9 protein-coding genes and 1 CRISPR repeat array are annotated in these 15,611 nt (G+C 35.6%); of the genes, 1 reads left to right on the top strand and 8 read right to left on the bottom strand.

Annotated elements, in window-relative coordinates:
- Positions 1-522: 522 nt before the first annotated feature.
- The 8 genes from Q0507_RS01925 to Q0507_RS01890 all read right to left on the bottom strand — a co-directional run bounded on the left by Q0507_RS01925 (position 523) and on the right by Q0507_RS01890 (position 12,973).
- Complete coding sequence (locus tag Q0507_RS01925) at positions 523-1,056, bottom strand: flavin reductase (protein ID WP_298711579.1); 534 nt, start codon at positions 1,054-1,056, stop codon at positions 523-525.
- An 820-nt stretch (positions 1,057-1,876) separates the two neighbouring features.
- Positions 1,877-3,136 carry a hypothetical protein gene (locus Q0507_RS01920; protein ID WP_298711576.1) on the bottom strand — a complete coding sequence of 420 codons (1,260 nt, stop codon included), beginning with the start codon at positions 3,134-3,136 and terminating at the stop codon, positions 1,877-1,879.
- 578 nt (positions 3,137-3,714) lie between these two features.
- Positions 3,715-5,400: direct repeats of the CRISPR family, unit length 36 nt; unit sequence GTTTTAGAGGTTTACAGAATTACACTACTCTCAAAC.
- A 64-nt stretch (positions 5,401-5,464) separates the two neighbouring features.
- Positions 5,465-6,139, bottom strand: a complete 675-nt coding sequence (csn2, locus tag Q0507_RS01915; RefSeq protein WP_298711573.1) for a type II-A CRISPR-associated protein Csn2 — start codon at positions 6,137-6,139, stop codon at positions 5,465-5,467.
- Positions 6,136-6,441, bottom strand: a complete 306-nt coding sequence (gene cas2 / locus Q0507_RS01910) for a CRISPR-associated endonuclease Cas2 (RefSeq protein ID WP_008601990.1) — start codon at positions 6,439-6,441, stop codon at positions 6,136-6,138. The genes csn2 and cas2 overlap by 4 nt, the downstream gene beginning before the upstream one ends.
- 4 nt (positions 6,442-6,445) lie before the next feature.
- On the bottom strand, positions 6,446-7,321 hold the full coding sequence (gene cas1 / locus Q0507_RS01905; protein ID WP_298711566.1) for a type II CRISPR-associated endonuclease Cas1: 876 nt from the start codon (positions 7,319-7,321) through the stop codon (positions 6,446-6,448).
- A gap of 28 nt (positions 7,322-7,349) precedes the next feature.
- A complete protein-coding gene (gene cas9, locus Q0507_RS01900) occupies positions 7,350-11,537 on the bottom strand; it encodes a type II CRISPR RNA-guided endonuclease Cas9 (RefSeq protein WP_298711563.1) in 4,188 nt (1,395 codons plus the stop codon).
- A 429-nt stretch (positions 11,538-11,966) separates the two neighbouring features.
- Complete coding sequence (locus Q0507_RS01895; RefSeq protein WP_298711559.1) at positions 11,967-12,542, bottom strand: TonB-dependent receptor; 576 nt, start codon at positions 12,540-12,542, stop codon at positions 11,967-11,969.
- 101 nt (positions 12,543-12,643) lie between these two features.
- Positions 12,644-12,973, bottom strand: a complete 330-nt coding sequence (locus Q0507_RS01890; protein ID WP_298711556.1) for a hypothetical protein — start codon at positions 12,971-12,973, stop codon at positions 12,644-12,646.
- A gap of 525 nt (positions 12,974-13,498) precedes the next feature.
- Between Q0507_RS01890 and Q0507_RS01885 the strand changes: the two genes are divergently transcribed.
- The gene (locus tag Q0507_RS01885) at positions 13,499-14,917 is read left to right on the top strand and encodes a sodium:solute symporter (protein ID WP_298711553.1); all 1,419 of its coding nucleotides are present in this window, start codon (positions 13,499-13,501) and stop codon (positions 14,915-14,917) included.
- The last annotated feature ends 694 nt before the right edge of the window (positions 14,918-15,611 follow it).

Raw genomic sequence — 15,611 nt, 5'->3', positions numbered from 1 at the left:
TTGTATACGATATACGGTTCTAATAGCCATAATAAGGGCTTCACTACACTCATGGAACTACCTACGCCAAACAAAAAATAATAAAAACTACGCATTTGCGTAGTCGTTTAACATATACAACATTCTGATTACATCGACTGAATACCAGGGATATAGTGATTTTCTAAACCAGAAAATCACTTCACATACACCATTTTTAGTCCTTAATTACATCGAATTTTATACTAATATTATATCAGATTTTGCAGTTTTTGTGGGATTATAATTTATAAAAATTTTATTAATGTATACTATTTATAGTACTGATTAACAAAAGATGTATCGTAATAATATGTGGCATTTTATACCCATTAACTATGTTATTATAAATACAGGTAGTAAATACCGTCTTACTTTCTCCTTTTGATAAAATAGCAAAAAAGGCAGCCCTGAACGGCACCCCAAAATTGGACACCATTTTGGAGGTACAGTTCACCTTAGGGACTGCCTTTTTTGTTTGTCTGTATTTATTTTATGTTTCTATTATTCTATAGCATCTATTACTTCGCCAATGTACATATAATGTGGTTCCCAACGATCCTTACCAGCTTGGGTGTACATGGACGGATTGGCTGCATAATATTCCTTTACATGGGCTGCTAAATGAGATTCGTCAAATTGATGTTCATACAGTTTTTTACATACAAATGTTATATCTGCTTCTTTGAAAGTCACGCCATCGCCTGCCACCACTGGTGTTAGTCCAGAGTTAGCTACCTTATCTTCGTCGCGACCAGAATGAGAGCCTAAGTAACCAAGCGCCTTGCGGTAGCTTTTAGGGAAGAAACTAACGGTAAAGGTATCGTATTTCGCCATAAATTCCTGCGTATAGCGGGCTGGATGAATGTACACCGTCACCGTAGACATATCGCCGCCATTCGGGCCCCACACGTTGCCCATGCTGCCCCAACTAACTGTACACGTATTAAAATCCTCAGGCGTACCGGCCGTAACAAGAGCCCAACGATCCTCGAACATGGTAAAAGCTTTATAATCTTTTGTTTCAAATGGTTTCATAAGGACCTCCAGTTTATCTTAATTTGACGATATAAATCTTTACCCCTATAATATAGGCAAATAGTCAGACGAGTAGTTGCATCAGGCTTATCTCTAATAACATATAAACATGTAGAAATGGCCTTTTCGTTTTATCTAATTTCCGAAGAAACGAAGGGCTATTTTGCTATTTCTAGACAAATAAGCACCCTCCCTTCAAAAACGAAGAGAGGCCAAACCTTGCCTAACTATCCTAAGTTTATTATATAACGAACTAATATACGATACAATAAAGACCATATTATATAAATATATGAATAAATTAATAAAAGCCGAGCTACTTAATCAACATAGTAGCTCGGATTTTTAATTTATGTAACGTTTGATAGAAGTTCAAAAGTATATTACTGGAATGCTTAAAATCATGGAAGCTATAATTAAGATATACACTACAAGACATAGCTTTAGCAAAAGCAGTAAACTTCCAAATAGGACTTTATAGATAAGTGCCTCTGCTTTCTTAATTCGTATCCAGTCTTTAACTTCATAATATATTTGAGGCTTGTTAAAAGCCGGCGGTAATTGCTTACACCATAAAATAAGCCACAGAATACTACATATATTACCTAAGAGAAAGAATAGAAATAGACCAAAATGCTCCAATGAATATACTTTCAATACATAGATATTATAGAGTAGCTGAGCAAATGTCTCTACAAAGTTAATCCATAGATAGACAAGATAAACCTTAAGCAAAAGCACTAATATAGTTTTGATGTATTTGAGTTTACTCATTGGCGCTCTCCTATCTAATACCATAAAAACTTTAAAACTACATTTCTTATTGAGTTAATATATTAATCCATTCCATATACCAAGGGATAAATACTGGGCTATTTTCGAGTCTCTCCTTATATGACCCTTTCTCTCGCCATTGTGGCTCTTTTCGTAATCTTGCCGCATCATCAAATCCCCAATATTCAATCATATCTCTCAGCTGTTTATGTGTATAAGACGTTTTACTTTCATCATAATTAATGCGATAACTGTAATAGTATACAGAATCTTTCATAACATGACGAAGATATGATTCATGATTGGACTTATAGGCATCAACTAAAGAGCCAGGAATTCCGTTATTCCACACTACGGCGTACTGTGTAGGCGTCTCTAAATCATTATATTTATGTAAATAATATATTATTGGAACCTTAATCAGCGTATTATCTGTCTCTTTGCTCATGATTGCGCTACGTATTACCCGTATTTTAACCCCTGTATCCTCATAAGTTCTCACCTCATGTCTCTCATTTTCTACGGCTTCACTGACTAACTTAGCCGTCTTAGGAATGCGATAGTGAAAGTTCCCCCAATGCTCAATCTGGCTATAACTATCTAATCCAGCTAAGGATTCTATGGATGGAATAATATAATTACTCATCACCACTTCAGGTGCTTGATCTTGATATGGATCTTCTGTATTAACCCAACCACCATAGGTAATGCCATAGGCAGTTTTTGTATCATTCGGTGTGAATTCCGTATACATCACACGAGCATTATTCGACATAAATTTCCAAGATGTATTCCGTAAACTTGGATACATATATTTTCCTTTACTTTCAGAATATATATCAAGTGCTTTGCCATGCGGTGGACCTACCACTAAAAACGCACTCAAGCTTCTAACAGCAAAAAAAGGACCTTCTTTTCCAGATGGAGACTCTACAACATCACCACGAAAACTAACATTTGGCACGGATATTCTGATATTCTTATCCCCTTCATGAATCAATACAACTGTTGATTGAGAATAATTTGCAAGCTCCAAAGCCTTAGAAAAACCAGGATGTTCCAGATTTAGCTTATCAAGCGTAGATGGCGGATTTTTAGGATTTGATTTTGCAAATTGACTATATGACTCTGCCTCTTGCTCTGCAACTTTATTAATATGCCGATAATTTTCATACGCATTAGCAGGAATACTCGCATCGGCCCCAGGCACAGGTGGCTGTCCTTTTGGCGCTTCGATCTGTACAGCGCATACATTCATGGTGAAAGCAGCTATCGCCGTCATCAGTAGTAAACTTTTACGTAACATAAAAACCTCGCTTCTTTGCGTCTATCATATTTACAAAACAAATAAGCACAACCTTACTAGCATAAGTATACTATGCAAATAAGATCGTGCCTATTATTTATAACTTTATATTTCACTATGCATGAGATTTGTTTCTATTTAATATATGAGGTTCATCTCAATTTGACGATATAACATAACCTTACTATAATATAGATAGATAGTCAGACGAGTAGCGACGTCAGGCTCATCTCTAAATCAGTAAAACATTAGGAAATGGCCTTTCAGTTATCTAGTTACACTAGGCAACGGAGGGCTATTTGCTTTTTGTAAGGCAAATAAGGGCTATTAAAGCTCCAAAAGCAATGACAATAGCCAGTACTTGTAAAAGGAGCATGATTATTTCATAATCGCTCATAGACTTATCCCTCCCTTCAAAATCGAAGAGAGTCCCAACCTCGTCTAACTATCCCAAATCTATTATAGAACGAACTAATATACGATACAATAAGCATCATATTATATAAATATATGAATTAACAAACAAAGCCGAGCTACTAAAACAAGATAGCTCGGCTTTTATGTCGTTTCACAAATTTATAATCTACTAAATTCTAATTACATTACTCTCAAACCAAATCTTTAAATAAGGATCTAATTTGCTCGTTTTAGAGATTTACAGAATTACACTACTCTCAAACTTCTACGTTGCCGTAGTCGTCCACTTGTTTGTTTTAGAGGTTTACAGAATTACACTACTCTCAAACTTCGGTACTAAATATATGTGGTACTATGTTGTTTTAGAGGTTTACAGAATTACACTACTCTCAAACTATATGCCGCATCATGAGTTCTGTTTGTTCGTTTTAGAGGTTTACAGAATTACACTACTCTCAAACAATAACCAAGATGAATGCTCCATCATTATTGTTTTAGAGGTTTACAGAATTACACTACTCTCAAACGCAGAACCACAAGAGGTACAAACTGAAGGTGTTTTAGAGGTTTACAGAATTACACTACTCTCAAACACAAATGGTTACAAGACAATTAAATGTCCAGTTTTAGAGGTTTACAGAATTACACTACTCTCAAACCCACTTAGGCTTATTCATACTATGTAAAGAGTTTTAGAGGTTTACAGAATTACACTACTCTCAAACCCTGATGAGGTATTTGCAGAATATTACGACGTTTTAGAGGTTTACAGAATTACACTACTCTCAAACGCTAATCATCCGTGGACGCTCGATGCTCAAGTTTTAGAGGTTTACAGAATTACACTACTCTCAAACGGCAGGGTCTCCATATAATCTAAAGTATTGGTTTTAGAGGTTTACAGAATTACACTACTCTCAAACTTGCTATTGGTGTAATTATTTACATTCACCGTTTTAGAGGTTTACAGAATTACACTACTCTCAAACATCCTTTCGCTCGTCAATTAATATTAAGCCGTTTTAGAGGTTTACAGAATTACACTACTCTCAAACCAAGGACTTTTTCCAACGTAAAGAGATTAAGTTTTAGAGGTTTACAGAATTACACTACTCTCAAACTAAACGCGAATATGCAAAGCAGGTTCAGATGTTTTAGAGGTTTACAGAATTACACTACTCTCAAACTCGTTCCGCAGGATAGTGATTTGAATTTAGGTTTTAGAGGTTTACAGAATTACACTACTCTCAAACAGATGGAAGTAGAGGGATGACGTTATGGCTGTTTTAGAGGTTTACAGAATTACACTACTCTCAAACCACATGCACTAGTTTCCACTATATAGCTTTGTTTTAGAGGTTTACAGAATTACACTACTCTCAAACGGCGGTATGGGTAGCTTAGAACTAGACAACGTTTTAGAGGTTTACAGAATTACACTACTCTCAAACCGCGAATGGATACGAAGTGTACCACCAGAAGTTTTAGAGGTTTACAGAATTACACTACTCTCAAACCGCGCCGCCTTCTCTAATATCAAGGTACCAGTTTTAGAGGTTTACAGAATTACACTACTCTCAAACGCGTTATCTGCATTTGAAAATATGATTTCTGTTTTAGAGGTTTACAGAATTACACTACTCTCAAACCTATATTATGCTTTTCCGCATGTTTCCGATGTTTTAGAGGTTTACAGAATTACACTACTCTCAAACGATTGCCGCAAGTCGATTGCTTTGCCACTCGTTTTAGAGGTTTACAGAATTACACTACTCTCAAACAATGATGGTATATTAGATATAAATGGTGCTGTTTTAGAGGTTTACAGAATTACACTACTCTCAAACCCCAAATTAAATTTAAGGCTCAAGAATAACTCGAGCTACCACTAGGTGTAATTCTGTATCCTCTTCAAATAACACAGAAATCATTATCTAAAATATACCCATTTATAAGGCTTTTATCAAGTTTTTCTTTGTTAAGAGATCCAGTTGTTAGACAAACCAGTCGTAATTGCCGACTTAGTATATTTTGATAAAATGCATTAAGTTCATCGTCATTTAAAACTAGATCTAAATTCACCATAATATACAGCATAGGAGATAATAATGTATCCACCACTTCTATATAGGACATTAAATCCATAACATCTCCTTTACGATTAAACTCAAAATTAAAACTCCCTAATTTAATAAGTTCAGCAGTCCCAATTTCAAGTTTATGTTGGATTGATAAAGGATATCCAAATTCTAAAGAATAGTAAAAGGCATGAAGTCGATTTACAATATCCGCTACCTCTTCAGTCATCAATAAAGCGTCTTTAGATAGTTGGTTTTGTAATTTAGTTAATAAAGTTTTACTATTTACATCTACATATAATGGATTAAGTATCATATGGCTATACTTATCTATACTAAAAGCTTTATCATTATCGTTTAAGATCCAAGGCCCTTCACCACCATCACACTGTATATCGAGCTCTGTAACCATATGTCGAAAAGCTTTACAATCTTCAAAAGATATAACGGTTACCTTATCATGAAATATCTCAAAGTCCAATATAGAATCTTGATACATTAATTTCATATCACGAGCACCCTCTCTGTTGAATCTATAACTTCACTTTGCTTATCTCCAACTACAATTTCCATTCTTGAAAACTGCTTTTCTGTTACAGTTAACATAAATAAGCTACCGCTAGGTGGCTTATTTTTACGCACATGTTCCATAATAAGATTAGCGCTAGTTGTATTAAGAACTAACTTTGAATATACAGACTCTTGTAACATCAGAAAGCCAGATACAATTAAGTACTTTCTAAAATTCCTATATTCTTTTCGATCTTCCGAAGTTAATGTCGGTAAGTCGAACATTACTAGTATTCTCATAAATCTATAGCTCATATTCTATAAACCTAATCTGATTAGCATTTTGAGTACACAATGCATCAAACACACTTTTACAATAAATACGAATTGCTGCACTAAATGTTTGAACGGTATCATTAATCTTTACATCTTCAGATAGCAATTCTATAAGAGCAAGCTTCACATTACGGTCAAATTCTGCAGGTCTTAACTTGATAACTACTGCATCAACAAATCCACGCAATGGTTCCATTAAATCAGATCCTAAATTATACGGATTAAATTGATTACAGTGATTTAACCCTAACTGTGTAATATATCCTAAAGATAAAATCTCTCGATTTACTGCAGAAAGCAATATCGCATATCCATAATTAAGGGCTGCATTAATAGGATTATCTTGTTCTCGAGAAAATGATTTTCCAAACAAAGCATTAAAATATACCTTTGCAGCATGACCTTCACGTTGCGTTTCATCGTTTAAAGTCAACTCATCCAGATATTGATATAGTAAATCTGCCTCAGCTAAATTCTGATGCTGTAATAAGTCTGCTTGATTCATAATTTTATGCCGTACAATTTCAGTCCAAATATAAGCTTGTACATCTTTAGACCAATTAGCTTGCTCCCGACAACGTTTACTACTATTATGACTACCATGTAATGGAAGAACCTCACTCGCTGGATTTCGTTTCTCATCACAAAATACAATAGCCACCTTCTTTTTAATCAACTCATTTAAGAGTACGGCGGTGAGGCTCACCGCCGTAGATTCAATAATCAACATATAGATTTCATCAATATATACTTTAGTCGTTTCAAAGTCCTTACGAATAATCATGTAATTCATTTTAAAATCTAACTTAGAACGACTACCTATGACTACCGTACGCCAACTCATAATAACCCCTAATACTAACTCCCACGTTTTAAACTATAGTTATTTCATTAGAATATAGACCAGTAATAGATTCATTTACAATTTTAAATTCATCTAATGACGAAATCTTAAAATTAACAACTTTACGAGATGCGCTAACATTTATAGTACTTAAAGATAGTTTTTTATTCATATTAGTAAAAATATTAAGCAGCTCAGCTAATGCCTTACATCGTTCTTCTAAAGAAAGTTTTATAAATTGTTTTCTTCCTATATTATTAACATCTGTTAACTTATTACCTCTCATCTTCAAATAGATAAGCTCGTTAAACTTAGATACCAAATAATCGAATAATTTTTGCGTATACTCTAAGGTTATATTTTCAACCTGATTATTTATTGGATTTCTAGATTTGACCGATGACGCTTTAAGCGCAATATTTTTATTTTCTGATATTATAGCTGTAAATTTCTCAACCAATTTTATATAAAACTGAATCTCTAAAGGAACTATAAGTTGAATTGCGTTATCAATACAAAAACGATCATTTGATCGGCCACCTAAATAATAGTTAAATCCATCAATTTTTAATAACTGATCATTGTATACTTTTTTATAAATTATTCGTAGATTATTAGCCTTTGGTAAAACCGTTTTTATATATCCTAAAAGAGCTTGCTTCGTTAAAGTCTTAGTAGCTATAAATATAGGTATTGGTATAAATGCCTTGATACTGTTATTCTTTTTATCACTATACTTAATAATCGTATAGTATGCATTCTTTATATCTGAATAGCCTCCATATTTCATATTCTGTGACATAATTGGATCATTAGCTTTTATTGGTAAATATATATCAGCCTTAACTTTACTCGCCTTAGTCAAATTAATATCAGACAATTGTCCCTTTTGTTCATAAACACGCTTCGTAACTCGAACATCGTTGCTAGCCAGCATTTTCTTAACAGTGTCCATACTTGTTTTTACATCCCAAGCTTTCCCATCTTTAGCATTAGTACATTTGACATCATAACTGAACATCTTCGCCAAGTTATATGTACGATTAGCTCCATTCTTTTTGAAGAATGCACGGAAGTTACGTGTGAATTTCTCATGGTACACATTTCCTACTACGATATTTAAATATGCATCTTTAGCGTGGTGATGATGGTTCAATGAACGAACTTTGATAAAGTTATTATCATGACGGAAGTCTGTTACATTCTCAGCTTTTACAAAGACTACATCAATATCTGGGTAAAGACGACGCAACAATGTTGTAGCAGCCTTAACAGATTGATTAGTTTCTACTAGTTGACGAGCAATAAAGCCACTTAAATCATCAGCTGTAAGTGGTGTAATGCGAGTAAGACGCTCATATTTCCGTTCACTAATAAGACCTTGTTGTTTTAAGAATGTCCAGAATGGCTTTTGTGCCTTTTGAATTTCTTCACTAATTGGATATGTATCTGATTTCTGAGCATTTGCAGTTCGTTTACATAGTACTAAGTTATCAAAACTATCATCCTTGGTAAGGCTACGAGGATAAATATGATCGATATCATAATTATCTGTATTTAACAGACTTAGCTCTATAATCTCACCAGTATAAGCACAACGCCCCATTTGAGTATAATATAGATACAACTTTTTACTTCTTAAAGCCGCATCATCGTATTTAGCCAAACTTGACTTCAGTTCCCCAAAGATTTCATTATTAATGCCATTTAATAACACATCATCTTTTTTAATCGCTGCATATAAATCAGATAATCGTTTTTGACGAGAGTCTTTTTTCTTTTTCTCTGCTTTATTTGACCGTGTTACTTCTACAAAGATACGAGTCGGTAACGCTTTTTTAATATGTGCAACTTCATCAACGATGCGCAATGCTTGCCATACCGCACGCTTAACAGCTGGTGAAAGCGCTAAATCATCGATAATATCATGAGGGTCTACTACTTGACCGTCTGTCAATTTATCATTGATTTCTTGGATACGTTCCATAAAGGAGAATTTATCGCCCAATAGTTCCATCAAGTTATAGTTAAAATTGCGCATCAATTTAATAATAGTTTCAGGCGTACCATCACCAGTTTTATCGCATCCCTCGATACCATTCAATAACTTTCTGGAAAGACGTCCCCAATCTCGATATCTTAATTTTGACAATTTTTTGATAGCGTCATCATCAAGGCGTGAAGAAAATTTATTACGCAATGTTTCACGTAACATTTTCTTACTTTCACCAAAGATAGTAATATCCGCAATAATGTCTTCAGCCATAGATACATCGAAATTAGTCCCAAGAATACGAACCATCTCACGATAAGAGGCTAAATCATTTTTAATTTCTCCATCAAGACCTGTAATCTCAGGTTTATATTTTTTAGGGATATAATTATTATCCTTTAAGAATTGCTCTATACGATTTTTGATCATCTTCTTATGATCTTGCTTAAATACAGCCTCAATAAGATGTTCTTTTACCGCTTTCTCTAATGGCTTCCCATCAATACGCACATTATTTAGCTCGTTGAGCAACATGAACTCACTATATAAAAGTGATGATTTGGGCAGCACATCCTCGCCCAAAAGGTAAGTGCATTTATTAGTAAGGTTTTTGATAAAAGCTGCTGCTGATTTTTCCCGATCAATTTTATCATCAAAATTCCACGGAGTTACGCATCCAGATGCTTTACGAACCGCCCAAGCAAAACCACCGTTATCTACATTATGATGAGTATTTAAAGGCCCTACGTAATACGGAATGCGAAACTCAAGCATTTTAATAAGTTTCTCTGCTACAGAAAAACCATCCGCCACTTCATTTAAAAATGGGAATTTAGGACCACATTTATCAAGAATTGCTTTGAGTTCTTCTAAATGTAATTGATAAGGAATAACGCCATTGTCTTTAATCCGTTGTAGTGGCAATAAGGTTTGTAGCTCAATTTGACTAAGAATATATTCTTTATCGTTAGAATCAGATAGTCCTTCTACTATTTTCTTGGTGTATTTATAAAAATCTTCACGGTTACAACTAGTTTCCTCAGTACGGCCTTGTTTAATATAATGCACATAGTTATGTAGACCTTTTTCATCAGCCTTAAACATCGCTTTATAAATATTTTTATCAGCCTTTAATAAAGATTTCAATATAGCTAAATCATCTTTGTGTTTATTGAAAGCTTTTACCTTAGATTCAGATATAGTAAGGCCAGGTTCTTTAATAGACATGAGGATAATAGCATCATATACAGATTTACAATCATCAATAATATGAATCTCGTCCCCCCAAGCTTTAGCTAGGTCATCACGTCTCTCATCATATGTATCCCCTATAATTTGTAACTTTTTAAGATCTTCATCTAAATCCTCTACAGAGCCGAATAAGTCAGTAAGGCTCGCAGATAAACCTAACACCAAATTAGCAAATGATTTAAGTCTTTTTTTATCCTCCTTGACCTGTTCTTTTTGAGTTTTACTAGAAGTATCCACTTCATCAGTAATTATATATATATCAACAAAACGTTCTATGGCCTTTGCTTTGTCAGATTTTGTTTTACCTGGCTCCATAAGGATTTGACCGATAGAACCAATTGCAGCAGTAGAATCAAAACAATTGAAGGTGATATTTTCTAAGGCTTGTTTAAGAACATCATCAAGCGTTGAAGCATTTGAATCAAATGAAGCCCCTTCATAGAGGAAGTTACCACGGTATTTTAAAATATGATGTACTGCTAAAAAGAGCTTGCGAATGTCGTCAGTACCAGATTTCATCAATTTTGTACGCAAATGATAAATAGTAGGATACTCTTTATAATAATCTTGATCAGTATAGTTTTTATCGATAAACAAAATATGTTTAGAACTATGACCGGTCGTTTTATCCTCATAGTGGTATTTACTTTCACGAAGGCGCATAAAGAATGTTGGATCCACCTGCGCCATAGCATCAGCAAATAATTCTTCTAATAATTTTAGTCGTAATCTACGACGTTCCAATCGACGACGCATAGAACGGAAGCCACGACGTGCTATAGCTGATTCACCCTCATCAAACAAACGGCTGCCCCACATTTTATGAGAACGGAACTTCAACAACTCATATGATTTATTTGTTACCGCCCAACCCACTGAGTTTGTGCCAATATCTAGTCCCACAAAATAATCTTTAATCGGATAATCTTTCAAATGACTTAAAATAAGTTGGTTCGATGCTTGCATTTCCATAAGCGCTCTCCTTCGGAAATTAATAATTGACATTCATCAAAAGCTTAACTATACTATAAGTAATCCAATTAGTTTTGGAGGTTTACAGAATTACATTACGAGTTCAAATACAAATTTATTTACAATGCCTTCGGGCCGCCCGACGTAGGGCACCTACTCTCAATTCTTCGGAATTGAGATTTTTTATTACCAAAATTTACTATTTAAACTACATCTATAATCTATAAGTCGCCAATCACTGTATAATTAACTTCATTTTAGCATAAAACAATAAATAATTTCATTATTTTCTCATAAAACTTATAGTTATACGGAATTTCTTTAAATCTGACTCTATGTCCATGCGCTATAATACATTAGAGTTAATATTAGTCAAAAAAGTGCACCTCTATGTTTAACGCATAAAGGTGCACTTTAACTATATCAAACTTAAAGATAGATTATAATTTTACTTACTTTATCCCCCTTGTGTTCAAAAAGTATCCCGTTCATCATATCAGTTCTATATTGTAATAATCCATAAAACCAACGATCATCATAATCAATGTAATCTGGACGGCCATACACTTTTAACACTTTTCTCATAGAGTCGCCTACAGCAATTCCTCTATGAGTTATCGCATCACGATTCGTAATCGATATATACGTAACAGTATTATCCATACCACCCAATATAGTGTTACCAAAGGTTACACCACCATAGGATAAACCATATCTAGTTTCCTTTGTTGGCTGGCCTAGACTGGCTTTCACCGCATCAAAAGTGCTACCTAATGAAACACCAAGCACCATAAGTTCTTCTTGTGGCAATCTCTCACCTACATACTGACCAATACTATAATATCTATATTGTTCGGCTTTAGGCCAATCATAGGATTCTTTAGCAGCTTTTGTTTCTAGCCTTTCCCAAGTTTTGCTAAGCCAACTGGCATCTGCAGTATAAGTAAAGCCACTCACCAATTGTAGGGCCATTGTAAGGCCCATAACCATATGTTTTGCTTTCATATTCTCTCTCCTACTCTCTTAGATTTCAAAATAAATAAACACAGTCTCATTAGCATACGTATACTATGCAAATAATAGCTGTTAGGATTAAAAAACAAAGCCTACATCGATATTAGTGCAAAGGCTCCACCTATAATGATAACCATAAGTAGCCCCAATCCTAAGCCGATCAACCAGATTAGCCCCAATATAATACCAATACCCTTGCAGATAGTATATATAACGTATAACGGACTATGAGACGCTTTCCATCGCATTCCCTTCTCCCGCAATGCTCTTACCGGTTTCGGCACCATGCGTGCAGGATTTAAAGGCTTCCAGTAAAAGAACACATACGGTAATACTAAGCAGCTAACACTAACGAGATACATGACACCATAAAACTTTGCTGGCTCGTAATACTCGAGTAAGTCATGCCAATCGGTAATCATATCATATGCCGTATAAAGACAAAACATCCAGAATAAAAGGATGATCAGTTTGATGAACCCTCTTATAATGGACGAGGTAGTAATATTTAACATAGTATAACTCCACACTCAGGTGAATAATAAAATAATCACAAATTCTAGCAACCGCAATAGAATATCGACAAAAAGGGTAAAGAAAAAAAGAACACCCAAAACGACAATCAATACATAAAAGAAGAAATATGTTATTGTTATTGTATCATGTTTACCACCATATATTTACTATATTGTCGTTCATCTCAATTTGACGATATATATCTTTATCCCGATAATATAAATAGATATACAGATAAATGCATAAAAAAGCCCGTTATTAACGGGCTTTTTTATTTCCTAATATATATACATTCTCCATCACTCAAAGAAACTCCTCTTTGTAATTTCCCTAATTTTTAGGGATAATAAAGTTATACTTGATATATGCACCACAAGTAGTAAGGGTGATTTAGTATGTAACTCTAAAGTTTAAAGTTTTGGAGGTGACTTATGGAGGCTTTAACTATTATTTGGGTTATTGTTTGCGCCTATTTATTACTGAATTTATTAGTCGGCGTATATTGTCATATTCGTGTAAAAGATAGTACTGACTATCTACTCGCAGGTCGTCGTATTGGGGTTCTTATGACGGCAGGCACATTAGCAGCTACGGAAATCGGTGGTGGGAGCACCGTAGGTGTAGCAGCGAAAGCGTATGGTTCTTGGGGTTTATCTGCAGGTTGGTACGTAGTATCTGCAGGGATTGGTGTTATCCTCGTTGCTTTCATTGCACCGCTCTTACGGCGTGCCATGGCAACAACAGTGCCAGAGATCATCGGTCGTCGTTTCGGCGCGTCTAGCCATCTCATTACTTCTATTCTGTCCATGCTGGCAACGATTACACTTGCAGGCGTACAGATTACAGCAACTGCAACCATTATTAGCGTTCTCACAGGGCTTTCAACAGAGCTCGCCATCCTCATCTGCGGCGCGGTACTCGTACTTTACACCATGTCCGGCGGTATGTGGAGCGTTACGATGACGGACGTTATCCATTTCTTCGTCCTCGTTGGGGGCTTCTCCCTCGCTGTGCCGTTCGTATTGCACAATGTGGGCGGCTGGGAATCGGTAGTGGCGAAATTGCCGCCTGAACAATTAGGATTTACAAAGGTTGGTTGGAAAACCATCATCGGCCTCATCATTATGTACTTCATGACCTTCTCCACCGGCCAAGAATCCGTACAACGGTACTTTGCTGCGAAGGATGAAAGAACGGCCGTTCTCGGCTCTATCATCTGTGGTATTATCATGGCTCTATTCGCCTTTGTTCCTGCGATTTTAGGCCTCGTAGCATTGGCTGAATTCCCGAACATCGAAGCGAACAATGCGGTGGCGACGGTAGCACTTAACCTCATGCCTCCTGTAATGGCAGGCTTCGTTATGGCTGCGGTCGTGTCGGCTACGCTTTCATCAGGCGCAGGCGACCTCTTAGGGGCCGCTACTGTATTTACCAAGGATATTGTGGAACATCATTTTGGTAAAAGCCTCACTGACGCTCAGCTCACAAATTACAGCCGTCTATGCGTGCTATTCCTAGGCATCATCGCCATCATCATCTCCCTCGTAAGCAAAGCCATCATTCCGATGCTCGTATTTGCTTTCACCATGAGATCCGCCGGCCCATTCGCTGCATTCCTACTTGGCCTCACTTGGAAAAATGCAACAGCTGGCGCCGGCATTTGGTCCATCGTGCTCGGCTCCATCGCAGGCGTGTACTGGGAATTCATTGGCAACCCATATGGCATCATGTCCATCATCTTCGGTTCCATCGTCAGCCTCATCGTCTTTGTGGCTGTGGTGTTCATTGAAAGATCTATGGGTAAACCACCCGCTCCTCCGGCTATACCTGATGATGTAAAAGAAATATAATTAGTTTGTTATAATCTGTGACTTAATAATAGGCCTAAAAGTACTATAAAATTACAATTATAAAACCAAAAACTCCTATCGGTGAAAGCCAATAGGAGTTTTTCTTATTTTACAATACCATCAACAAACCACGTACCATACACACATTCATCATAATTTGACGATATATAATAACCTTACTATAATATAAGAAGATAGTCAGACGAGTAGCTACGTCAGGCGCATCTCTAGTTACACAAAAACATGAAGAAATGGCCTTTCCGTTATCTAGTTACACTAGGCAACGGAGGGCTATTTGCTTTTTGTAAAGCAAATAAGGGCACTAAAGCTCCAAAAACAATAACCACATCCAGTAATGCAGCAAAGGCGCGTTCTCATCAGTATATATACTATACTCTTGAGAACGTGCCTATTTATAACTAGGATCTCATAGGAGTAACACCTACTCATACCTTCTTACTATATTATAGTCACAATATCTATTTGCTTTTACAATATTAACACTAAAGAATCTATCGTTCTCAACATTGCTCAATATGCATAGTATACATATTGAATATTCATTCCCCGTATGTTTTAATGAAGACAAATACCATTCGTTTATGACAAATTAAATATCTATCCTTTATTAGAAAAATTCACTATATTTACACTACATAATAGGTCTTTACTACCATGCTTATATAAATCTTAA

Origin of the sequence: uncultured Veillonella sp., assembly GCF_938010505.1 — a bacterium.
Taxonomy (GTDB): domain Bacteria; phylum Bacillota; class Negativicutes; order Veillonellales; family Veillonellaceae; genus Veillonella.
The sequence above is the reverse complement of the archived record's forward strand: the minus strand, read 5'-3'. Positions and strand labels throughout refer to the sequence as shown.

What these genes read in the sequence shown, in the direction of transcription:
- Q0507_RS01925 (WP_298711579.1), bottom strand. Translation starts at nt 1,056, where the DNA reads ATGAAACCATTTGAAACAAAAGATTATAAAGCTTTTACCATGTTCGAG.
- Q0507_RS01920 (WP_298711576.1), bottom strand. Translation starts at nt 3,136, where the DNA reads ATGTTACGTAAAAGTTTACTACTGATGACGGCGATAGCTGCTTTCACC.
- csn2 (WP_298711573.1), bottom strand. Translation starts at nt 6,139, where the DNA reads ATGAAATTAATGTATCAAGATTCTATATTGGACTTTGAGATATTTCAT.
- cas2 (WP_008601990.1), bottom strand. Translation starts at nt 6,441, where the DNA reads ATGAGAATACTAGTAATGTTCGACTTACCGACATTAACTTCGGAAGAT.
- cas1 (WP_298711566.1), bottom strand. Translation starts at nt 7,321, where the DNA reads ATGAGTTGGCGTACGGTAGTCATAGGTAGTCGTTCTAAGTTAGATTTT.
- cas9 (WP_298711563.1), bottom strand. Translation starts at nt 11,537, where the DNA reads ATGGAAATGCAAGCATCGAACCAACTTATTTTAAGTCATTTGAAAGAT.
- Q0507_RS01895 (WP_298711559.1), bottom strand. Translation starts at nt 12,542, where the DNA reads ATGAAAGCAAAACATATGGTTATGGGCCTTACAATGGCCCTACAATTG.
- Q0507_RS01890 (WP_298711556.1), bottom strand. Translation starts at nt 12,973, where the DNA reads ATGATTACCGATTGGCATGACTTACTCGAGTATTACGAGCCAGCAAAG.
- Q0507_RS01885 (WP_298711553.1), top strand. Translation starts at nt 13,499, where the DNA reads ATGGAGGCTTTAACTATTATTTGGGTTATTGTTTGCGCCTATTTATTA.